The sequence below is a fragment of the Cellulomonas sp. FA1 genome (assembly GCF_000986825.1).
GTDB lineage: Bacteria > Actinomycetota > Actinomycetes > Actinomycetales > Cellulomonadaceae > Cellulomonas > Cellulomonas iranensis.
The window spans coordinates 3,113,425-3,135,349 of record NZ_LBMY01000001.1; the positions used below are offsets into that span (position 1 = coordinate 3,113,425).

At 75.4% G+C, this 21,925-nt stretch carries 20 protein-coding genes and 1 tRNA gene; 13 read left to right on the forward strand and 8 right to left on the reverse strand.

Going from position 1 to position 21,925, the window contains the following annotated elements; genetic code table 11:
* Window positions 1-67 precede the first annotated feature (67 nt).
* Entirely contained in the window at window positions 68-679 is a 612-nt protein-coding gene (locus tag GY42_RS13995; protein ID WP_046529792.1) for a TetR/AcrR family transcriptional regulator, read from the reverse strand.
* A gap of 191 nt (window positions 680-870) precedes the next feature.
* Here GY42_RS13995 and GY42_RS14000 point away from each other — a divergent pair, with 191 nt between their 5' ends.
* Window positions 871-2,976 carry a S9 family peptidase gene (locus GY42_RS14000; protein WP_046529793.1) on the forward strand — a complete coding sequence of 702 codons (2,106 nt, stop codon included), beginning with the start codon at window positions 871-873 and terminating at the stop codon, window positions 2,974-2,976.
* Between the two features lie 82 nt (window positions 2,977-3,058).
* Here the strand turns inward: GY42_RS14000 and GY42_RS14005 are convergent, their stop codons facing one another.
* Complete coding sequence (locus GY42_RS14005; RefSeq protein ID WP_046529794.1) at window positions 3,059-4,210, reverse strand: hypothetical protein; 1,152 nt, start codon at window positions 4,208-4,210, stop codon at window positions 3,059-3,061.
* Window positions 4,210-4,785 (reverse strand): dCTP deaminase, encoded by a 576-nt coding sequence (gene dcd, locus GY42_RS14010; protein ID WP_046529795.1) that lies wholly within the window; start codon window positions 4,783-4,785, stop codon window positions 4,210-4,212. The genes GY42_RS14005 and dcd overlap by 1 nt, the downstream gene beginning before the upstream one ends.
* 354 nt (window positions 4,786-5,139) lie before the next feature.
* Here dcd and GY42_RS14015 point away from each other — a divergent pair, with 354 nt between their 5' ends.
* Window positions 5,140-7,608, forward strand: coding sequence for a GH36-type glycosyl hydrolase domain-containing protein (locus tag GY42_RS14015; RefSeq protein ID WP_046529796.1), 2,469 nt, complete (start codon window positions 5,140-5,142; stop codon window positions 7,606-7,608).
* 46 nt (window positions 7,609-7,654) lie between these two features.
* Complete coding sequence (locus GY42_RS14020) at window positions 7,655-8,671, forward strand: aldose epimerase family protein (RefSeq protein WP_046529797.1); 1,017 nt, start codon at window positions 7,655-7,657, stop codon at window positions 8,669-8,671.
* A gap of 246 nt (window positions 8,672-8,917) precedes the next feature.
* On the opposite strand, the gene GY42_RS14025 is transcribed toward GY42_RS14020, so the two are convergent.
* The 3 genes from GY42_RS14025 to GY42_RS14035 all read right to left on the reverse strand — a co-directional run bounded on the left by GY42_RS14025 (window position 8,918) and on the right by GY42_RS14035 (window position 12,484).
* Window positions 8,918-10,279, reverse strand: coding sequence for a YibE/F family protein (locus tag GY42_RS14025; protein ID WP_236686796.1), 1,362 nt, complete (start codon window positions 10,277-10,279; stop codon window positions 8,918-8,920).
* A 147-nt stretch (window positions 10,280-10,426) separates the two neighbouring features.
* Window positions 10,427-11,776: a zinc metallochaperone AztD gene (gene aztD, locus GY42_RS14030; protein WP_046529798.1), complete on the reverse strand. Its 1,350-nt coding sequence runs from the start codon at window positions 11,774-11,776 to the stop codon at window positions 10,427-10,429.
* 108 nt (window positions 11,777-11,884) lie between these two features.
* Entirely contained in the window at window positions 11,885-12,484 is a 600-nt protein-coding gene (locus GY42_RS14035; protein WP_082131570.1) for a GNAT family N-acetyltransferase, read from the reverse strand.
* Between the two features lie 153 nt (window positions 12,485-12,637).
* On the opposite strand from GY42_RS14035, the gene GY42_RS14040 reads away from it, so the two are divergent.
* Together GY42_RS14040 and GY42_RS14045 are read left to right on the forward strand one after the other, a co-directional pair.
* Window positions 12,638-12,708, forward strand: a tRNA-Gly gene (locus GY42_RS14040).
* Between the two features lie 502 nt (window positions 12,709-13,210).
* Window positions 13,211-13,759 carry a hypothetical protein gene (locus GY42_RS14045; protein WP_152667338.1) on the forward strand — a complete coding sequence of 183 codons (549 nt, stop codon included), beginning with the start codon at window positions 13,211-13,213 and terminating at the stop codon, window positions 13,757-13,759.
* A gap of 4 nt (window positions 13,760-13,763) precedes the next feature.
* Here the strand turns inward: GY42_RS14045 and GY42_RS14050 are convergent, their stop codons facing one another.
* Entirely contained in the window at window positions 13,764-14,864 is a 1,101-nt protein-coding gene (locus tag GY42_RS14050; RefSeq protein WP_046529800.1) for a CobW family GTP-binding protein, read from the reverse strand.
* 73 nt (window positions 14,865-14,937) lie between these two features.
* Between GY42_RS14050 and rpmB the strand changes: the two genes are divergently transcribed.
* Genes rpmB through rpmF form a run of 6 tightly spaced genes read left to right on the forward strand, consistent with a single transcriptional unit; the run spans window position 14,938 to window position 16,241 of the window.
* Window positions 14,938-15,174, forward strand: a complete 237-nt coding sequence (gene rpmB / locus GY42_RS14055) for a 50S ribosomal protein L28 (RefSeq protein WP_046529801.1) — start codon at window positions 14,938-14,940, stop codon at window positions 15,172-15,174.
* Window positions 15,174-15,344, forward strand: coding sequence for a 50S ribosomal protein L33 (gene rpmG, locus GY42_RS14060; RefSeq protein WP_046529802.1), 171 nt, complete (start codon window positions 15,174-15,176; stop codon window positions 15,342-15,344). Before rpmB ends, rpmG begins: the two co-directional genes overlap by 1 nt.
* A gap of 1 nt (window position 15,345) precedes the next feature.
* Entirely contained in the window at window positions 15,346-15,651 is a 306-nt protein-coding gene (gene rpsN, locus GY42_RS14065; protein WP_046529803.1) for a 30S ribosomal protein S14, read from the forward strand.
* A 10-nt stretch (window positions 15,652-15,661) separates the two neighbouring features.
* Window positions 15,662-15,937, forward strand: a complete 276-nt coding sequence (locus tag GY42_RS14070; protein WP_046529804.1) for a type B 50S ribosomal protein L31 — start codon at window positions 15,662-15,664, stop codon at window positions 15,935-15,937.
* Entirely contained in the window at window positions 15,934-16,056 is a 123-nt protein-coding gene (ykgO, locus tag GY42_RS14075; protein WP_046529805.1) for a type B 50S ribosomal protein L36, read from the forward strand. The genes GY42_RS14070 and ykgO overlap by 4 nt, the downstream gene beginning before the upstream one ends.
* Window positions 16,056-16,241, forward strand: coding sequence for a 50S ribosomal protein L32 (gene rpmF / locus GY42_RS14080; protein WP_046529806.1), 186 nt, complete (start codon window positions 16,056-16,058; stop codon window positions 16,239-16,241). The genes ykgO and rpmF overlap by 1 nt, the downstream gene beginning before the upstream one ends.
* A gap of 109 nt (window positions 16,242-16,350) precedes the next feature.
* Here rpmF and GY42_RS19875 read toward each other — a convergent pair whose 3' ends face one another.
* On the reverse strand, window positions 16,351-17,889 hold the full coding sequence (locus GY42_RS19875; RefSeq protein ID WP_236686797.1) for a YibE/F family protein: 1,539 nt from the start codon (window positions 17,887-17,889) through the stop codon (window positions 16,351-16,353).
* Window positions 17,890-18,376: 487 nt separating this feature from the next.
* Between GY42_RS19875 and GY42_RS14090 the strand changes: the two genes are divergently transcribed.
* Together GY42_RS14090 and GY42_RS14095 are read left to right on the forward strand one after the other, a co-directional pair.
* Window positions 18,377-20,980, forward strand: coding sequence for a circularly permuted type 2 ATP-grasp protein (locus GY42_RS14090; protein ID WP_046529807.1), 2,604 nt, complete (start codon window positions 18,377-18,379; stop codon window positions 20,978-20,980).
* Complete coding sequence (locus GY42_RS14095; RefSeq protein ID WP_046529808.1) at window positions 20,977-21,903, forward strand: transglutaminase family protein; 927 nt, start codon at window positions 20,977-20,979, stop codon at window positions 21,901-21,903. The genes GY42_RS14090 and GY42_RS14095 overlap by 4 nt, the downstream gene beginning before the upstream one ends.
* Window positions 21,904-21,925 lie beyond the last annotated feature (22 nt).

The following is a 21,925-nucleotide window of genomic DNA, read 5'->3' on the forward strand; positions in this document are numbered from 1 at the left end:
TCGCACCGTCGTCACCCCGCGGGGGTGCGCCACGCCGCCTGCGGCGCTCGTCCTGGTCGCGCCGGGGTCAGGCGGCGCGCGTCTCGAGACTGCTCATGGCCAGCGCCATCGCCGCGATCTCGGCGCGCACGCCCGCGTCGTCGCGCGTGCACAGCCACGACGACACGATCGCCGAGCCCTGCGACACCAGGGCCCGCGCGACCACCTCGACGGGCAGCGCCCACGTCGAGCCGCGCGCGGCCGACCACCGCTCCACCAGGTCCGTCGCCGAGGCCAGCAGGCGCTCGTACGTCGTCCGGACCCCCGCGGGGCCCGCGCGGCGCAACGCCGTCACCGTCAGCTCCGCGACCATGAGCTGGTACGCCTCGTCGCGCTGCACGTGCGCCAGGTACGCCAGCAGCGCCGACTCCACGCCCTCCCGGACGCCCGCCGCCTGCTCGACCGTCTCCCACACGTGGCACAGCGTGATCGACAGCTCGCGGTCGATCAGCGCACCGATCAGCGCGTCCCGGTCCTCGAAGTAGTAGTACAGCGCGCTCGGCCGCACGCCCGCGCGCGCCGTCACGGTGCGGGTCGTCACGGCGGAGAGACCGCCCTCGCGGATCACCGCGACCGTGGCGTCCAGCAGCTGCTCGCGCCGCTCGGCCATGGTGCGGTGCGGCTGGTGCTGGCCCGCCACCTCAGTACCTCCCCAGCCCCTGCGGTGTCCGGGCGTTCGAGGCCCTGAGCCTATGCTCCGCCGGGAGCGCTCCACGTGCGATCGGGGGGTGGTTCCACCCCTGTCGGGGTGCGGTGCGAGGTCTCGGTCGCCCGTGCGCGGTCCGCGAATCCACCGGCCCCGCGTCGCACCGGGATGGTAGGACGGTAGCCATGACCACCACCCCCGGCGGGGACACCCCCACGCCCTTCCACGACCTCGACGCGTACGTCGCGCTGCCGCGCCTGTCCGGGCTGGTCCTGTCGCCCGACGGCGAGCGCCTGGTGACGGCCGTCCAGACCCTCGACCGCAAGCGCACCGCCTACGTGACGGCGCTGTGGGAGGTCGACCCGCACGGCGAGCGGCCCGCGCGCCGCCTGACGCGCTCGGCGAAGAGCGAGTCGTCGGCCGCGTTCACGCCCGCGGGCGACCTGCTGTTCACCAGCGCGCGGCCCGACCCGGACGCCGACGGCGACGACGAGCCGAGGCCCGCGCTGTGGCTGCTGCCGGCGGACGGCGCGGAGGCCCGCGTGGTCGCCGACCGCGGCGCGGGCGTCGGCGGCGTCAAGGTCGCGGCCGACGTGCCGACCGTGCTCGTCGTGTCGGACGTGCTGCCGTCCGCCACGGACGACGCGGACGACGAGCGGCTGCGCAAGGAGCGCAAGGACAAGAAGGTCGCGGCGATCCTGCACACCGGCTACCCGGTGCGGTACTGGGACCACGACCTGGGCCCGGCCGTGCCGCACGCGTTCGTCGGCACGGTCGGTGCCGACGTCGCGGCGCCGCGCGCGGGCGAGCGAGACCCGCGCGTCGAGCTCGGCGACGTCACGCCCGACGCGGGCGTCGCGCTGCGCGAGACGCAGCCCGAGCTCAGCCCCGACGGCCGCACGGTCGTCACGGCGTGGAACCGCCCGGCCGCGCGCGGCGACCTGCGCTCGCTGCTCGTCGCGGTCGACGTCGCGACGGGGGAGCGGCGCACGCTCGTCGACGACGCGGACGCCGACCTGGGCCACCCGCGCGTCTCGCCCGACGGCCGCTGGGTCGCCTACGCGCGCGAGAGCCTGTCGTCCCCGCACCAGGCCCCGACGGTCGAGCTGTGGGTCGTGCCGTCCGAGGGCGGCGAGCCCCGCCGGCTCGGCGCCGACTGGGACCGCTGGCCCGCCGACTTCGTGTGGCTGCCGTCCTCCGACGGCCTGCTCGTCGTCGCCGACGACGACGGCCGCGCGCCGGTGTTCCACGTGGAACTGACCTCGGGCGCCGTCACGCGCGTCACCAGCGACGACGCCGCGTTCTCCGACGTGCAGGTCGCGCCCGACGGCGCGACGGCCTACGCGCTGCGCACGTCGTACGCCGCGCCCGCGCACCCCGTGCGCATCGACCTCGCCGCCGCGCTCGCGGGCGGCCCCGTCGCCGCGACGCCGCTCGTGTCGCCCGCCGCCGACGTGCCGCTGCCCGGCCGTCTCGAGGAGGTCGTCACCACGGCAGCCGACGGTCAGCGCGTGCGGTCGTGGCTCGCGCTGCCCGACGGCGCCGGCCCCGACGCCAAGGCACCCCTGCTGCTGTGGATCCACGGCGGCCCGCTCGGCTCGTGGAACGCGTGGTCGTGGCGGTGGAACCCGTGGATCCTCGTCGCGCGCGGCTACGCCGTGCTGCTGCCCGACCCGGCGCTGTCGACCGGCTACGGCCAGGACTTCATCCAGCGCGGCTGGGGCGCGTGGGGTGCGGCGCCGTACACCGACCTCATGGCCGCGACCGACGCCGCGCTCGAGCGCGACGACGTCGACCCCGAGCGCACCGCCGCGATGGGCGGCTCGTTCGGCGGGTACATGGCCAACTGGGTCGCCGGGCACACCGACCGGTTCCGCGCGATCGTCACGCACGCGAGCCTGTGGGCCCTCGGCCAGTTCGGACCCACCACCGACGCGTCGTTCTACTGGCAGCGCGAGATGACCCCCGAGATGGCGCTCGAGAACTCGCCGCACCGGTTCGTCGGCGACATCGCCACGCCCATGCTCGTCATCCACGGCGACAAGGACTACCGCGTGCCGATCGGCGAGGGCCTGCGCCTCTGGTACGAGCTGCTGTCCGCGTCGGGCCTGCCCGCCGACGACGAGGGCCGCACGCCCCACCGGTTCCTCTACTACCCGGACGAGAACCACTGGGTGCTCACGCCGCAGCACGCCAAGGTCTGGTACGGCGCCGTCGAGGCGTTCCTCGCCGAGCACGTCCTGGGCCGCACGGGCGACGACGCGGTCCCGTACCCCGAGGTCCTGGGCTGAGCCCGGGCCTCACCGCGCCCTGACGACGGCGGCCGGCGCACCCGAGCAGGGGTGCGCCGGCCGTCGTCGTGACGCGCGGGCCCTACAGGTCCGCCGGGTCCACCAGGAAGTCCGCCTCGTCGGCGACCTCGCCGCCCACGGCGGCCTGCAGCACCTTCGCGACCTGCGCGACGAGCGGCGCCGAGCGCGAGCGCGCGACGCGGTGCGGCAGCGACGGCTTCTCCTGCTCGATCTGCTCGATCTCGAACGGCTCCCACCGCACGCGGTACGCGACCACGCCGTCCTTGGTCCAGGGCAGGTCCTCCATGAGCGGCGGCAGCTGCTCGCACGCGGCCACCTCGACCGCGAGCATGCCGTCCACACCCAGGTCCACCAGCACGCCGAACGACTCCGACGGCGGCGGCGCCGCGAGCATCAGCTCGTCGAACGCGTCGGCCTCGGCCATGAGGCGCTGCCGCTCGTCGTCGTCCTGCACGCCGTGCTGCTCGAGCGCCGAGCGCAGACCCGACCCGCCCGACTCCGGGGCGCCGCCCACCGCACCCTGCGACGAGCGGCCCGCGAGCAGGGTCGGCCCCTTCCACGACCCGGGGATCGCCTCCGACAGGTACGCGCGCGGCTGCACGCGCTGCACCAGCTCGAGCACCGTCGCGGGCTCCACCCAGCGGTCGGTGAGCACCGTGAGGTCCGTCGACGCGTCGGGGTCCGGCGTCAGCACCGCGCCCGTCTGCGTGCGGACCGCACCGCCCAGGCGGCGGGCCGCCGCGACGAGCCACTGCACGACGCGGCCCTCCTCGCGCACCGGCAGACCGTCGGGGAAGGCACGCTTGAGACCGTCGCGGTCGCCGCCCGGGTACGGCCGCTCGCCGCGCTCGCGCGGCGTGTGCAGCACCCACACCATGACCGTGGTCGCCGGCAGCCCGAGCGCGACGGCGCCCGCCGCGTCCGTGCGGTACGGCCCGGCCAGCGTCGACAGACGCGCGAGCCGCAGCGCCCGCACGGGCGCCGCCTGCCGCCCGACCGCGCGGATGCCGAGCGCCGCCGTCACCGCGGGCAGCACGCCCGTGCGCGTCGGCGCCTCGGACGCGGGCGCGTCCTCCCAGCGCACGCCGCGGAACCGGCTCGCCGCCAGCACCTCGACCTCCTCGGGGGAGACCCCCGCGGGCAGCGCGAGCAGGTGCCGGTCCGCGAGCGTCGGGTCCTCGACGGGGAGCGCGGGCGCCTCGGCCTCGGCCATCACACGTCCGACCGGTGGAAGTTCTGCCACGACCGGGACGCCGTCGGGCCGCGCTGCCCCTGGTAGCGCGAGCCGTACTCCTGCGAGCCGTACGGGTGCTCGGTCGGCGACGACAGGCGGAAGAAGCACAGCTGGCCGATCTTCATGCCCGGCCACAGCAGGATCGGCAGCGTCGCGACGTTCGACAGCTCGAGCGTCACGTGCCCGCTGAAGCCCGGGTCGATGAACCCCGCGGTCGAGTGCGTCAGCAGCCCCAGCCGGCCCAGCGACGACTTGCCCTCGAGGCGCGCCGCGACGTCGTCCGGCAGCGTCACCTGCTCGTACGTCGCACCCAGCACGAACTCGCCCGGGTGCAGCACGAACGGCTCGCCCGCCTCCGCCTCGACGAGCCGCGTGAGGTCGGGCTGCTCGGCCGACGGGTCGATCACCGGGTACTTGTGGTTGTCGAACAGCCGGAAGAACCGGTCGAGGCGCACGTCGATGCTCGACGGCTGGACCATCGCGGGCTCGTACGGGTCGAGCACGACCCGTCCCTGCTCGAGCTCGGCACGGATGTCGCGGTCGGAGAGCAGCACGGGTGCGAGCGTAGTGGGAACGCGTGGGAACCGGTGAGAGCGACCGGACGAACCGGGCGTCGTGCACGACGGCACCCCGATCCGGCCGTCCGGAACGGAGCACGCGGGTTCCCGCGGTGAAAGGTGCCGGGCCGTTCCAGGTCCCACGCCTCTCGGGATATGCTGTCCGCGCTCCGGTGTGGGAGCGCTCTCGCCGCACGGCACGCGAGACGCTTCGACGGCAGTCCCGGTGCAGCACCAGCCGTCGGCCACGTCGACGGACGACCAGGTACCTGAGCAGGGTCGCCGACACCTGGGCGCGCCACGCGCGTCGCCCGCCCGGCCGGCCGTGCGACGAGGCACGAGAGGCACGCCATGCGGTTCGGCCACTTCGACGACGCGGCACGTGAGTACGTCGTCACGACGCCCCACACCCCCTACCCGTGGATCAACTACCTCGGGTCGGAGCAGTTCTTCTCGCTGCTGTCCCACCAGGCCGGCGGGTACTCGTTCTACCGCGACGCCAAGATGCGCCGTCTGACGCGGTACCGCTACAACAACATCCCCGCCGACGCGGGCGGTCGGTACCTGTACGTCAACGACGGCGGCGACGTGTGGACCCCGTCGTGGCTGCCGGTCAAGGCCGACCTCGACCACTTCGAGGCGCGGCACGGCCTGGGCTACTCGCGCATCACGGGCGAGCGCAACGGCCTGCGCGTCGCGACGACGTTCTTCGTGCCGCTCGGCGAGAACGCCGAGGTGCAGCGCGTGGCCGTCACCAACACGTCCGACGCCGAGAAGACGGTCACGCTCTTCTCGTTCGTCGAGTTCTGCCTCTGGAACGCGCAGGACGACCAGACCAACTACCAGCGCAACCTGTCGATCGGCGAGGTCGAGGTCGAGCAGGACGGCCCGCACGGGTCGGCGATCTACCACAAGACCGAGTACCGCGAGCGCCGCGACCACTACGCCGTGTTCGGCGTGAACACGCGCGCCGACGGCTTCGACACCGACCGCGACACGTTCGTCGGCGCGTACAACTCGCTGGGCGAGGCGGCCGTGCCGCGCGCGGGCGTCTCGGCGGACTCGGTCGCGTCGGGCTGGTACCCGATCGGCTCGCACTCGGTGCGCGTCACGCTGGCCCCGGGCGAGACCCGCGACCTCGTGTACGTCCTGGGCTACCTCGAGAACCCGCAGGACGCGAAGTGGGCCGACGACGCCCACCAGGTCGTCAACAAGGAGGGCGCGCACGCGCTGCTCGGGCGCTTCGCGACGGCCGCGCAGGCCGACGCCGCGATCGAGGCGCTGCAGACCTACTGGACCGACCTGCTGTCGACGTACTCGGTGCGCTCGGGCGACGAGAAGCTCGACCGGATGGTCAACATCTGGAACCAGTACCAGTGCATGGTCACGTTCAACATGTCGCGCTCGGCGTCGTTCTTCGAGACCGGCATCGGCCGCGGCATGGGCTTCCGCGACTCCAACCAGGACCTGCTCGGCTTCGTGCACCTGGTCCCGGACCGTGCGCGTGAGCGCATCGTCGACATCGCGTCGACGCAGTTCCCCGACGGTTCGGCGTACCACCAGTACCAGCCGCTGACGAAGCGCGGGAACAACGACATCGGCTCGGGCTTCAACGACGACCCGCTGTGGCTCATCGCCGGCGTCGCCGCGTACGTCAAGGAGACCGGCGACTGGTCGATCCTCGACGAGCCCGTGCCGTTCGACAACGAGCCCGGCTCCGAGGTGCCGCTGTTCGAGCACCTGACGCGCTCGTTCGAGTTCACGGTCCAGCACCGCGGCCCGCACGGCCTGCCGCTCATCGGCCGCGCCGACTGGAACGACTGCCTCAACCTCAACTGCTTCTCGACCGAGCCGGGCGAGTCGTTCCAGACCACCGAGAACCAGGCCGGCGGGCACGCCGAGTCCGTGTTCATCGCGGCGCAGTTCGTGCTCTACGGCGCCGAGTACGCCGCGCTCGCCGAGCGCCGAGGCCTCACCGAGGTCGCGTCGCAGGCCCGCAAGGTCGTCGACGAGGTCCGCGAGGCCGTGCTCGAGCACGGCTGGGACGGCCGCTGGTTCCTGCGCGCGTACGACTTCTTCGGCAACCCCGTCGGCACCGACGCCAAGCCCGAGGGCAAGATCTGGATCGAGCCGCAGGGCTTCGCGGTCATGGCAGGCATCGGCGTGGGCGAGGGCCCGGACGACACCGCCGCCCCCGCCGTGCAGGCGCTCGACGCGGTCGACGAGATGCTCGGCACGCCGCACGGCCTGGTGCTGCAGTACCCCGCGTACACGACGTACCAGATCGAGCTCGGCGAGGTCTCCACGTACCCGCCCGGGTACAAGGAGAACGGTGGCATCTTCTGCCACAACAACCCGTGGGTGATCATCGCCGAGACCGTGGTCGGCCGCGGCGACAAGGCGTTCGACTACTACAAGCGGATCACCCCGGCGTACCGCGAGGAGATCAGCGACGTCCACAAGCTCGAGCCGTACGTCTACGCGCAGATGATCGCCGGCAAGCAGGCGCCGCGCGCGGGCGAGGCGAAGAACTCGTGGCTCACGGGCACCGCGGCGTGGAACTTCGTGGCCGTGTCGCAGTACCTGCTGGGGGTCCGCCCCGACTACGACGGCCTGGTCGTCGACCCGCAGATCGGCCCCGACGTCCCGTCCTTCACCGTCACCCGCGTCGCGCGGGGCGCGACGTACGAGATCACGGTGACGAACTCGGGTGCGCGCGGCGCACGCGGTGCGCTGGTCGTCGACGGCACCCCCGTCGAGGGCAACCACGTGCCGTACGCGCCCGCCGGGTCGACCGTCCGCGTCGAGGTCACGCTCTGACGCGGGCGCTCACGCGTCCGTCGTCGTGCGCAGGGGGCTGCAGCCGATGACCATCACCGAACCGCTCGCACCGGTCGCCACGCCGGCGCCCGCCCCGGTCACCACGACCCGGGCGGCGCCGGCGGGCGCCGTCACCCTGCGCACCGACCGCTGGGAGCTCGACGTGCTCCCCGGCACCGGTGCGTCGCTGGGTGCGGGCCGCATCCGCACGGCCGACGGCGTGTGGCGCGACCTGCTGCGCCCCACGCGGACGTCCGCTGCGGGCGACCCCGAGAAGTGCGCGAGCTTCCCGATGGTGCCGTGGTCCAACCGGATCCGCGGCGGCGTGCTGCCGTTCGCGGGGCGGCGCTGGCAGCTGCAGCGCAACGCCGCCGACGGCACCGCGATCCACGGCGCCGTGCGGTACGCGCGGTGGGACGTCGTCGAGTCGACGGCCACGGCCGTGACCCTGACGACGGAGACGTCGTGCCAGGTCGGCGTCAACTTCCCCTGGCAGTTCGGCGCGACGATCCGGTACGCGCTCGACGGCGACGCGCTCGTGGTGACGACGTCGGTCCGCAACACCGACGTCGAGCCCTTCCCCGCGGGGTTCGGCCACCACCCGTACCTCAGCCGCGCGCTGCTGCCCGTCGGCGCGCCCGTGCGCGAGTACCCGCCGACCGCCGGGCCGGTGCTGCACGTGCCCGCCTCGGCGGGGTACCGGCTGACGGGTGCGCTGCCCGACGGCCCGGCGCGCGCCGTGCCGCCGCGCGCGGACTTCCGCGTCCCGCGGGCGCTGGGCACGGCGTTCGTCGACGACGTGCTCACCGACCTCGACCCCGCTGCGCCCGTGACGATCGCGTACCCCGACGAGGGCGTGCGCGTCGACCTGACGATGGACCCCGTGTACCGCCACCTCGTGCTGTACGCGCCGCGGCGGCGCTGCTACTTCGCGGTCGAGCCCGCGACCAACGTCAACGACGGGTTCACGCTGCACGAGCAGGGCGTGCCCGGCACGGGCGTGTTCGTGCTCGAGCCCGGGCAGGAGCGCACGGGCACGTTCCGGCTGGCCGTCACGGTCTGAGCCGGGCCGGCCGGCGTCTGGACGCCCGGGACGCGCCGCCCACGAGACCGGGCTCGCGTCGCTCACGCGGCTCGTGAGCGCTCCCGACCCGGTCTCGTGCGCGCCGCTGCCCACCCACTGGGACGCGAGGGTGCCTCGACGGTCGGCCGGGCGGGGGCGCGGCGCAGGCCGGGCCGTCAGCGGACGCCGTGCGCTCGACGGACGGCAGGCGTCGTGGCGGGCCCCGCAGCCCGGTGACCGGTCGCGTCAGTGCGCGTGCGCGTGGCCGTGGCCGCCGCTGCGGCCCGGCGGTGAGCCGACCGCGGCGATCGCCGCGACCACCGTCGTCAGCGGGATCGCGAGCACCAGGCCCGTCGCGCCCGCGAGCGTGCGGACGATCTCCTCGGCGAACGCGCCGCCCGTCAGCGTGACCAGCAGCGGCTGGTCGTACAGCTCGAGCAGCAGCAGGAGCGGCAGCGACGCGCCCGCGTACGCGAACGCGATCGTGTAGACCGTCGACGCGATGTGGTCGCGCCCGATGCGCATGCCGCGCGCCGTGAGCGTCCGCCACGACGCGGACGGGTCGGCCGCGCGCAGCTCCCACACCGCGGCGGCCTGCGTGATCGTCACGTCGTTGAGCACGCCGATGCCCGCGAGCACGACCCCCGAGAGGAACACGCCGCGCAGTACGTGCACGCCGTCGGCGCCCAGGGCCCGGGCCAGCGCGAACGTGTCCTCCGACGTCACGGGCTGCAGGTGCGCGACGTGCGCCCCGAGCACGCCGAGGCCCGTGACCGTCGCCAGGCCCAGCAGCGTGCCGACCAGCGCCGTCGTCGTCCGCAGCGACACGCCGTGCGCGAGGTACAGGACCACCACGACGATCGCGGTCGACCCGGCCAGCGCGACCGTCAGCCCGTCCTGCCCGGCCACGAGCGCGGGCAGCATGTACACGCCGAGCACGACGAACGCGATCCCCAGCCCGAGCAGCGCCCGCAGCCCGCGCAGCCCCGCGACGAGCGTCGTGACCAGGGCGAACGCGAGCGCGAACGCTCCGAGCGGGAGCGTGCGGTCGACGTCGTGCCACGCCCACACCTCGGCCTCCCCGGCGGTCGCGGCGTAGTGCTCGAGCGTCACGCGGGTGCCCGCGGGCAGGTCGGCCGCCTCGGTGCCGGAGGTCGCGAACACGTCGACCTCGCGCCCGGACGACGTGCGCGCGGTCACCCGCAGGCAGTCGACGGTCTCCGGGACGGTGCCGTCGGGCTGCACGTCCTCGACCGACCCGTCGCACGACTGCCCGCGCGTGTCGACGACCTGCGCGGAGACGTAGCGCACGCCCGCGTCCGACAGGGTGGTGCGCGGCCCGTCGCCCGACGGCCACGTGAGCGCGATGCCCAGCAGCGCGGCGAGCGCGCTGACCACGACGACGGTCGTCAGCAGCACGCGCGTCGTGGTGCCGCGCGGGTGCGGGGCGTCAGGGCCCGCGCCGCGACGTGCACGCCGACGGGCCGGGGGCGCGGCGGTGCCGGGCGTCGGGGCCGCGGTGACGTGCGTGGCGGGCCCGGTCGCCGCGGGGTCGTTCGCGACGGGCGGGGGCTCGGTCGGGCGGGGTGCGGGCTCGGTCGGGCTCACGGGTCGATTCTTCCCTCTGGCCGGTGGGTCGTGCTGCGGCGCGGCGGCCCGCGCGGCGTCCTCGTCCCACGTCGTCCCGGGTGTCCGTCCCGGCAGGCGGGCGCGCGACCGCCCCCTCGCCGTGCGGCGAGGGGGCGGTGCCGGTGCTCAGTGGTCGTGGTCGGCGTGCTCGTCGTCGTGCGCGTGCTCGTCGTGCGTCGCGTCGGCGGCGTGGCCCTCGTGGCTCTCCGGCGCCTCGCCGGTCGCGAGCGCGACCTCGTCCGGCACGACGTCGAGCGTGACGGAGCGGTAGACCTGGCCCGTCTCGACGTCGACCGCGAGGACGCGCCGCGTGGCCGGGTCGGTCACGTACGCGGTGCCCGCGTGGACCTTCACGGCGGGGCGCGGGGTCTGCCACTCGGTGGGCTCCTCCCACGCGTCGACCACGGGCGTCGAGCGCACGAGCGCACCCGTCTCGGGGTCGATCACGTGCAGCGCGCCGTCGGTGCCCAGCACGATCGCCTCGCCGTCGTCGCCGCGCGCGAGCGAGCGGAACGTGTACGACGCGGGCAGGTCGACGAGCCGCAGGGTCGCCGTGCGGGTGTCGACCAGCGACACGCGCGTCGGGCGCTCGAGCTCGGCGTCCGGGTCGGTCTTGTAGTCGCCCAGCACGACCGGCGACTCCTCCGAGCCGGCCTGGTTGCCGACGCGGCCGTACGCGTCGGGGCTCGGGACCTTGGTGAACGCGCCGTCCTTGAACAGCACGACCCCGTCCTGGCAGCCGATCGCGACGACGTCGCCCTGCGCGACGGACTCGCCGTGCACGCCCGGGCACGTGTCGATCGCGGCGATCTCGTCGCCGTCGGCGTCGAGCGCGCGGACCCCGGTGCGGGCGTCCTCGGTGCCCTCGGAGACGACGAGCGTGCCGTCGTGCAGCTCGACCGCGACGCCGTGGTGCGCGTGCGGGGTCGTGTACGTGCGGGCGTCGTCCGACGGCCCGTCGGCGACCGCGGTGGAGTCGACGACCGTGACCTCGCCCGTGCCGTCGGCGAACAGCGCGGTGCGGCCGTCGTGGACCACCGCGTGGCCCGGGTGGTCGGCGGGGAACGTCACGTCGGTGAGCCGCGGCTCGCTCGTGTAGTAGTGCGCGTGGTCGCCGTGCGCCTGGCCCCACGTGCCGGCGTCGAGCACCTGGAAGCCCGCGGCGGTCGAGACCAGCACGTGGCGGTGGTCGCCCGCGGGGTTGACGCGCAGGTAGCCCTCGGCGGGCAGGTCGGCGAGGACCTCGAGCGACGCGCCGTCGAGCACGAGGACGCCGCCGTCATACGTGACGGCGAGGCGCGGGAGGGCGGCCGCGCGCTCGACGGCGGGCGCCGTCGTGATGTCGGCGGTGGGGGTGGGCGTCGCGGCGTCGGCGGCGTCGGACGTGCCGGAGCACGCGGCGAGGAGCGTCGCGGTGAGCGCGAGCGCGAGCGCGGGGGCCGTGCGACGGGTGCGGGGGTGCGGGGCAGTGGTCATGGCGTGGTGGGGCGGCAAGGCGCGCCCGGTCCTCTCCGGTCGGTCGGTGGGGTGCCGAGAACCTAACAGAGAGTGAGAGCCGGTATCAATAAGAACGGGGCGCACGCGTCACCGCAGGTCGAGCACCATCCGGTGCCCCCAGTCGAACGACGCGTCGCGCCGGAACCCCAGGTGCTCGTAGAACGCCACCGCGCGCGTGTTCTGCGCCGCCACGCCCAGGTGGACGCCCGGCACGCCCCGCGCGCGCAGCGCGCCCGCGAGCGTCTCGATGAGCCGACGCCCCCAGCCCTGCCCCTGCAGGCGCGGCAGCAGGTCGACGTGCAGGTGCGCCGGCGCGTGCGTCGGCACCTCCGACGGCTCCGGGTGGTGGATCCGCGCGAGCAGCGCGTGGTCCTCGGTGCCGTCCCGCGGGTCCGGCACCTGCGGGTGCTGCGCGCGCAGCACGGGCCACCACGCCCGCTCGCACCACGCCTCGAACGCCGCCGTGCCGGCCGTCGCGACGACGTACCCCGCGACGCCCTGCGAGTCGACCGCCACGAAGCTCAGGCCCGGGTCCGCCGTCGGGTATGGGCCGCAGTACACGTGCCCCAGCAGGTCCGGCGAGCGGTACAGCGACGTCGCGTCACCACCCGCGGCGCCCGTCAGCAGGCACACGCGGTACATGCCGGGCAGGTCGCTGGGGTGGAACGGGCGCAGCGTCGCGGTCACGCGCCCGACCCTGCCACCGCGCGCGCGGGGCGACCAGCCCGTGCCGGGCTGCGCCGGTCCCGCGCCGACGTGGGGCGTCACCGGTGGGCCGGGTTGAAGAGTGGGGCCCCGCAGCGGGTAGGATCGACGCCGCAGCGCCCTCGATGGCGCCGCGCGGGTGTAGTTCAATGGTAGAACATCAGCTTCCCAAGCTGATAGCGCGGGTTCGATTCCCGTCACCCGCTCCGCTCGAAGGGCCAGGTCAGGGCACGTGCCCGCCTGGCCCTCGCCGTGTCCGCCGGCGGGGCTCGCCGCCGACGTCGCGCTCGACCGTCACGCGCGACCGGTGCGCCGGACGTGCCCGGTTCGCGCCGTCGGCCGCGCCCGCCCGGATCGTTCCGGATCGCGAGCCGTCACGTCCGCATGGCGGACGCCGTGTAAACACCTCGTTGCGCGCGCCCGGTCCGGGCGTCACCCGAGCGGCGCACGGCGGGGTCGCCCCGTCGGACGCACGGAGAAGCATCGCCGCAGGTCAGGGGTGACTTCACGGTTCTGGACGCACCCTTCCGCGGCCTATGAGCCCGGTGCTACCTTGACGCCGGCCCACGGGGGAGCCGCACCTCCAGGCACCTCGCGTCTCCCGCACCGCACCACGGGTCGTGGTCACGTCGCCCTGCGCGTCGTGCCGGTGCGCGGGGCCGTGCACCGGAACCGGACCGCGTCCCGCACCGACCCCTGGAGCCTCGCGTGACCCCTCCCCCCTCGTCCCGCGCCACCGCCCCTCGCCGTCGCGTGCAGGCCGCGGCCCTCGCCGCGCTCACGGCCCTCACGCTCGTGGCCGCGGGCTGCTCGACCCCTGCCAGCGCGGAGGGCTCCGAGGAGACCCCGCTCGCCGACTACGAGGGCGGGCAGCGCACGTTCGGGCAGGCGTACGAGTACGGCAACGGGCTCTTCGTGCAGATCAAGACGCCCGTCGAGTTCGAGCCGACCGAGCAGACCGTGGGCCTGGGCGGGGAGGGTGTGCCCGTGAAGATCCGGGTGTCGATCACCAACGGGTCGCGCACGGACTACAAGCCGCACACGCTGAGCGCCACGGCCGTCTCGGGCGGCGTCGAGGCCACGCCGCTCACCGACGCGACCGCGCAGATCGAGGTCACGGGCCCGAGCGTGGAGATCCGGCCCGCGGGTGTGGTCGCGTTCGACCTGGCGTTCCTCGTCGCGGACCCGAGCGACGTCACGCTCACGGTCATCCCCGCGATCGGCGGCTACCAGCCGGTCGTCTACTCGACGCCCTGACCGCTCACGCCGAGGTCCGGTCGCCCAGCCACGGCGCGAGCACGTCGGGGCGACCCAGCCACGGCGCGTACCCGCGGCGCACCTCCGCGTCGCTGAGGACGAGCTCGGCGAACGCCTCGCGCAGCGCGGGCGCCTCGTCGCCCGTGCCCGTGACCACCAGGCGCGTGTCGGGCGTGCGGCGGCCCCACGGCCCGGCCGCCCCGATGCTGAGCTGACCGCCCGCGCCGTCCCACACGCACAGCGTGTCGGGACGGCTCGGCACGTGGAACCGTCCGCGGCTGCGCACGGGCGGCGAGCCCAGGCGTCGCACGTCGTGCAGCAGACGCTCGGGGTGGAACGGGTGCCTCGACCGCAGGTCGAGGGTCCACACGCCGTTCCGCGTGGGTGCGCCGGCCACGGGCGCGACGTGCGCGGGGTCGAGCCGGCGCTCGCCGGTCGCGGGGTGGTGCTCGTGCGCGACGAGGTCGGCGACGGTCACGGCGTGCCGGCCGTCGACGCGGCGGGCGTCACCCGCGCGCACGTGGTCCAGCAGGTCGGACGCGACGGGGTGGTCGTCGCGCGCCCCCGTCACGAGGACGACGTCGGCGTGGCCCACCTGCGCCGCGAGCGCCTCGCCGACCGCGCGTCGGTCGTCGGCGGTGAGCGCGAGGCCGCGCTCGTCGAGCAGGTCGTCGCCCAGCAGGTCGTCGTGGAACCCGGCCAGGTCGACGGTCGTCACGGTGTCGCCGAGCCGCAGGCCCGCCAGCGGCTCGCCCGCGCGCATGGCCCACCCGAGGGCGCGGACCACGGGCAGGGACTCGGCGCCCACGGGCAGCGCGAGCACGACGGCGTCCCAGCGCGGGTCGTCGGCGAGGCGGCGCAGCGTGGGCACGGCGTCCTCACGGACGGCGCATGACAGGCACGCGTGCTCGAGCGGCACGATCTCGTCCTCGACGACGCCGTCGGCGGACGCGACGACGCGGCGGATCGCGCCGCCGTCCTCGTCGTCGTGGATGTCGTGGCGGACCGCGACGGTGCGCGGGGAGTCGATCAGCAGGCCGAGCAGCGTCGCGTCGCGCTCGACGGGGTCGACGGAGGACAGGACGACGACGGGGGTGCGGGTCACGGGCGCTCCTGGTTGATGCGAATCGTTCTCGACAGTTGACGAGAACCATAATCAATAACTACGGTCGTCCGCCATGAGCAACCACTGCCAGGTCTTGGGGAAGGTGCCGACCTTCGGGCGCACCGTGTCCCACTCGGGGCGCCGCACGTCCCGGCGGTTCGTGCCGAACGTCCAGCGCCGCCGCTACTGGGTCCCGTCCCTCGGGCGGCACGTGCGGCTGCGCGTCTCGACCGACGGCATCAAGACCATCGACCGCCGCGGCATCGACGTCGTCGTCGCCGAGATCCTCGCCCGCGGGGAGAAGGTCTGATGGCCGGGCGCCGCGTCGACCTCCGGCCCGTGATCAAGCTGCGCTCGACGGGCGGCACCGGGTTCACCTACGTGACCCGCAAGAACCGCCGGAACACCCCCGACCGCCTCGTGCTGCGCAAGTTCGACCCCGTGCTGCGCCGGCACGTCGACTTCCGCGAGGAGCGCTGACATGGCCAAGAAGTCCAAGATCGCGCGCGACGCCCAGCGGCGCGAGGTCGTCGCCCGGTACGCCGCACGCCGCACTGAGCTGCGCGCCGCGTCCGTGAACCCCCACCTCACCGAGGACGAGCGCCGCGCCGCCCGCGCCGCGCTGCACGCCCAGCCGCGCGACGCGAGCCCCGTGCGGCTGCGCAACCGCGACCTCGCCGACGGCCGCCCGCGCGGCCACCTGCGCACGTTCGGGCTGTCCCGCGTGCGGTTCCGTCAGATGGCGCTGGGCGGCGAGCTGCCCGGCGTCACCAAGTCCAGCTGGTGAGGAGCCACCCGTGAAGCAGGGCATCCACCCCGACTACCACCCCGTCGTGTTCCGCGACGCGTCGGCCGGGTACGCGTTCCTCACGCGCTCGACCGCGACGTCCACCACCACGGTCGAGTGGGAGGACGGGTGCACCTACCCCGTGATCGACGTCGAGATCTCGAGCGCCAGCCACCCGTTCTGGACCGGCAGCGCACGCGTCATGGACACCGCGGGCCGCGTCGAGAAGTTCCACCGCCGCTACGGCACGCCCGGCGGCACCACGCCGAAGGAGCAGGACCGATGAAGGTGCGCGCGTCGCTCGCGTCGCTCAAGAAGAAGGACGGGTCGATCGTCGTGCGCCGCCGCGGCAGGACCTACGTCATCAACAAGAAGAACCCGCGCTGGAAGGGGAGGCAGGGCTGATGGCCGTCCCCAAGCGGAAGACGTCGCGCTCGCGCACCCGGTCCCGCCGCGCGCAGTGGGTCGCGACGCCCACGCCCCTGACCCGCGTGCGCGTCGACGGGCGCGACGTCGTCGTGCCGTCGCGTCTCGTGCCCGCGCTGCGCCGCGGGCTCCTCGACCCGGGGACGCTGCCGCCGGCACCGTGAGGACCGCGCCCGGCACGCGGCGGCCCCGAGGCGGGGCGGAGAGGCCGAGCCCTCACCGCCCCGCCTCGTCGTCGCTCCCGCCCCGGGCCAACGGCGCGACCCGGCACCGTCAGGCCACGCGTGCCGCGTCGGGCGCGACGCGGAGCGCGGGCTCGGCCGCCGGGGGCGCGGACAGCCGGACGAACGTCGCCGCGAGCGCCGTCGTCACCGGGATCGCGAGCACCAGCCCGATCGAGCCGACCAACGTGCGGACCACCTCCTCGGCGATCTCGCCGCTGGTCAGCAGGCCCAGCAGGTCACGGTCGGACAGGCTGACGAGCAGCACGAGCGGCAGCGCCGCGCCGACGTACGCGAACACGATCGTGTAGACCGTCGACGCGATGTGGTCGCGCCCGATCCGCATGCCCTGGCCGAACAGCGCACGCCACGAGCGGCCCGGGCTCGCGGCGTGCAGCTCCCACACCGCGGACGCCTGCGTGATGGTCACGTCGTTCAGCACCCCCAGGCCGGCGAGCACCATGCCGCACACGAGCACGGCGCGCAGCCGCACCTCCGGGGCGACGGACATCAGGTCCAGCGCGTACTCGCCCGACAGCCCGGTCAGGTGCGCCGCGCCGCCGGCCCACGCCGCGATCCCCGCGGTCGCGACGAGCCCGACGAGCGTCCCGGCGAGCGCGGTCGACGTGCGCACCGACACCCCGTGCGCGAGGTAGAGCACCGCGAACATGATCGCGACGCTCGTCACGAGCGCCACGGGCACCGCGGGGCGGCCCTGCAGCAGCGCGGGCAGCGTGAACCCCGCGACGACGACGAGCCCCACGGCCATGCCCGCGAGCGCCGCGACCCCGCGCCAGCGCGCCACCAGCACGACGAGCAGCGCGAACACCGCGGCGAGCAGCGCCATCGGCGGTCCGCGCACGAAGTCGACGAACACGTGCTGCGTCGTCATCGCCTCGGGGTCGGCGGTCGGGTCGAACGCGATCGCCGCGACCGCCATGCGTGCGACCCGCACCGTGTCGCCGACCGCGAGCTCGGGCACGTACTCGGGCGGCACGTGCATGCCGACCTCGGTGCCGTCGGCGAGCCGGATCGTCGCCTGGTCGTCGGCGCCGGTGCCGGTGCCGGGGTCGTCGGTGGCAGAGCGACCCGTGCCGAGGTCGCCCGTGCCACCGTCCCCTTCACCGAGGTCACCCGCACCCAGGTCGTCGGTCGTGGCCCCGTCGGCCGTGCCGTCGTGCACCGCGACGACCTCGCCGCGCACGTACGTGACGCCGGGCCCGTCGGTCGCGAACCGCGGCGGTGCGGCGTCCGGGTCGGGCCACAGCCACCACGCCCCGAGCCCGGTGAGCACGACCACCGGCAGCAGGACCGCCGCGAGCAGCCCCCGCGCGCGCCGCGCCGACGCCGCCGGCAGCACGGTCTGCCCGTGCCCGTGCCCGTGCCCGTGCCCGTGCCCGTGCCCGTGCCCGTGCCCGTGCCCGTGCTCGTGCCCGTGCTCGTGCTCGTGCTCGTGCCCGAGGTTCCGTCGGTGCTCGGCGTCGCTCGCGTGCTCGTCGGCGCTCGCGTGCCCGGGATCGCGTGCGGGCTCGCGGGCGTGCTCGTCGGCGCCCGCGCGTCGGTGCCCGTCGGCCGTCGTCCTCTCCGTCACCGCACCACCCTCACCGCGGCGACCACACGAACGCGGCACGCCACGCCGAGGACCCTCTCCCGAGGCGCCGCGCCATCGCCCGCCCGTACCCGCCTGTCGTCGAGCGCGGTAGTCGTTCGTCGAGCGCACCGGAAACGAGTACCGCCCTGGACGCACGAGTACCGCGCTCGGTGGGTGGCGGCCGTGTCCGGTGGACGGCGGCCGCGCTCGGCGCATGGTCGGACCGGAACGCCGGCAGCACCGTGCCCAGCCGCGCCCCACCTCGCGAGGGCGGTAGTCGTCCGTCGAGCGCACCCGAAACGAGTACCGCACTGGACGCACGAGTGCCGCGCTCGGCGGGAGGCGGCCGTGTGGCGGGCCGGCCCTGCGCGGCGGTGCGCGTGGCGGCGGTGCGCACGGGGGTGGGGTGCGCGGCGCGCGGGTGGCGTCCGCGACAGGCCGGTGGGCGCGGCACGCACCTGGCGCCCGCGTGCGCCAGACTGCCCGGGTGACCGACCTGCTCTCGTCGCCGCGCCTGCTGGGCGACGGGACGGCGATCTCGCACCGGCCGGACTGGACCTGGCTGCCGCCGGGTGCGGCCCCGACCGACGACGACCTCGCGCGCGCCGCGCGGCAGGCCGAGCAGCTGCTCGCCGAGCACGGCGTCACCTACGGCGGCGACGGGCCCGACGGCGAGCAGCCCTGGCGTCTCGACCCGCTGCCCGTGGTCGTCGACGAGCCCGAGTGGGCGCGCCTGGACGCGGCGCTCGTGCAGCGCGCCGAGGTGCTCGACGCGGTGCTGCACGACCTGTACGGGCCGCGCCGCCTGCTCGACGACCGCGTGCTGCCGCCCACGGCGGTGCTGTCGCACCCCGGCTTCCTGCGTGCGGTCGACGGGCTGCGGCTGCCGGGCGGGCGTGAGCTCGTGCTGACCGCGACGGACCTGGTGCGGGACTCGACGGGCGGCTGGTGCGCGGTCGCGGACCGCACGCAGGCGCCGTCGGGCGCCGGGTACGCCATGGAGGGGCGCCGCGTCACGTCGCAGGTGCTCGCGGGCGTGTACCGGCAGGCGCCGATCGCGCGGCTCGGGCCGTTCTTCCACGCGCTGCGGCAGGCGCTGCGGGAGGTCGCGCCCGAGACGGCGGGCGACGAGCCGCGCGCGGTCCTGCTGTCGCCGGGACCGGGCAGCGAGACCGCGTTCGACCAGGCGTTCCTCGCCTCGATGCTCGGGCTGCCGCTGGTCGAGGGGTCCGACCTGGTGGTGCGCGCCGGGCGCCTGCACCTGCAGGGCATCGACGGGCTCGAGCGCGTCGACGTCGTGCTGCGCCGCGTCGACGGCGACTGGTGCGACCCGCTCGACCTGCGGGCCGGTTCCCGACTGGGGGTTCCCGGGCTGGTGCACGCGGTCCGGCAGGGGTCGGTGAGCGTCGTCAACCCGCTGGGGGCGTCGGTGCTGGAGAGCCCCGCGCTGCTCACGTACCTGCCGCGGCTCGCGCGCGCGGTGCTCGACCAGGACCTCGTGCTCGCGTCGGCGCCCACGTGGTGGTGCGGCGAGGAGCGGTCGCTGCGGCACGTGCTGGGCCGGCTCGACCGCCTCGTGCTCAAGCCGACGGTGCACGGTCCGCGCACCACGACCGTGCTGGGCTGGACGTTGAGCGCCGCCGAGCGTGACGCTCTCGCGGCGCGCATCACGGCCGAGCCGTGGCGGTGGGTCGGGCAGGAGCCCGTCGGCCCGACCGTCGAGGAGGCGGGCGTCGCGACCGACCGGCCGGGCGTCGAGGGCGTCGGGCCCGCGGACCTGGGGCCGCGGGCGGCCGTGCTGCGCGCGTACGCGGTCGCGCACGCCGGCACGTACACGGTGATGTCCGGCGGCCTCGCGCGCGTCGCCGACGACCCGGTCGTGTCGTCGTCGTCGCGCGGGGCGACCGCCAAGGACGTGTGGGTCATGTCCTCCCAGCCCACGACGTCCGCCGTCGGGCCGCGCGAGGACGCCGTGACCGCCGTCGGGCGCGTCGCCGGGTACGGCATCTCGCCGCGCACCGCCGAGAACCTCTACTGGATCGGCCGGTACGCCGAGCGCGCCGAGGGCGAGGTGCGCGTGCTGCGCGCGGTCGCCGACCGCTGGGACGACTACCAACGCACGCCCGACGCGCCGGGCGGTCAGGCGCTCGCGGTGCTGCTGCACGCGCTGACCCCCGCCGCGCTCCCGGACGGTGGCGTCGCGGGCACCGGGGCGCCCGACACTCCGCCCGTCGCCCCCCACGCGCCCGCGCTGCGGGACCTGCTCCTCGACCGCCGCACGCCGGGCTCGGTGGCCCGCGCGGTGCGCCGGCTCGGCACCGCGGCGGCCGCCGCGCGCGACCAGCTCTCGACCGACGTCTACGGTCCGCTGGCCCGCATCGAGCGGGCGCTGCGCGACGAGCGCTCGCGCGGCCGCACGCGCGGGCAGGGCGGCGACGCCGACGTCCCGGGGGCCGTCACCGCGGGGCTGCGTCCGACGCTCGACCGCGTGCTCGAGAGCCTGCTCGCGATCTCCGGCGTCGCCGCGGAAGGCCTCACGCGCGACGTCGGCTGGCACCTGCTCGACGCGGGCCGCCGCATCGAGCGTGCGCAGAACCTCGTCGACATGCTCGGTGCGACGCTTGTCGTGCGGCGGCCCGCCGACGTCGAGGAGCTGCTGCTGGAGTCGGTGCTCATCGCGGGGGAGTCGGTCATCACCTACCGCCGCCGGCACCAGTCGGGCGCGAGCGTCGCGAGCGTGCTCGACCTGCTGGTGCACGACCGCACCAACCCGCGCTCGCTCGCGTTCCAGCTCGACCGGCTGCTCGCCGACCTCGAGGCCGTGCCCGCGCCGCGGTCCGCCGCGCAGCGCGACCACCTGCTGCAGGGCGTCGCCGAGCTGGTCGCCGAGCTCGACACGGTCGCGGTCGGCAACGAGGTGTCCGAGGACGGGCGGCGGGTCCGCCTGGCCGACGCGCTGGGCTCGATGCTGTGGCGGCTGCGCGAGGCGTCGGACGAGATCGAGCGCGTGCACTTCGTGCGGCCCGGACCGGGCCGCGCGCTCGTGGACCTGTGGGGCACGGGCGACGACACGAGCGGGGGTGGCGCGTGAGCGTCCGGACGTACGACCTCGTGCACCGCACGACCTACGAGTACCCGCAACCCGTCACCGACTCCTACGGCCGCACCACGATGACGCCGCGCGACCTGCCCGACCAGCGCGTGCTCAGCACGAGCCTGACGATCGACCCCGCGCCCGCCGACACGGGCGAGCACGTCGACTGGTTCGGCAGCACGACCACGTATTTCGGGGTGACGACGCCGCACACGCGGCTCGTCGTGACGTCCCGCTCGACGCTCGAGGTGAGCCGGACCGTGCCGCCGCGCGACGCGCTGCCCGACGTCGGCTGGCGTGCCGTCGCGCGCGCCGTGACGGCGGGCGACCTGGGCGCGCTGCGCACCGACGCCGCGGGGCTCGTCGCGGTGCGCGAGGCCGTGCTCCCGTCGACGCACGTGACGTTCGTCGACGAGGTCCGCGACTGGGCCGCGCCGTCGTTCGCGCAGGACCGGCCGCTCGCGGACGTCGTGGTCGACCTCGTCCACCGCATCCGCACCGAGCTGACCTACCGCTCCGGCTCGACGACCGTCCACACCACGCAGGCGCAGCTGCTCGCGCAGGGGGCCGGCGTGTGCCAGGACTTCGCGCACCTCATGATCGCGGCGCTGCGCCTGCACGGCCTGCCCGCGCGGTACGCGTCGGGGTACATCGAGACCCGCCCCCGCCCGGGACGGCCCAAGCTGCGCGGCGCCGACGCGTCGCACGCGTGGGTCTCGGTGTGGCTGCCCGGCCACGGCTGGCTCGACGCCGACCCGACCAACGACCAGCTCGTCGACGACCGGTACGTCGTGCTCGGCTGGGGCCGCGACTACCACGACGTGCCGCCGCTGCGCGGCGTGATCTTCACCGACGGCCGCGGCGCGACGCCCCGCGTCGAGGTGGACCTGGTCCCGGCGGGCTCCGCACCGTTCGTCTGACGCGGCCCGACGGCCGGCCGTG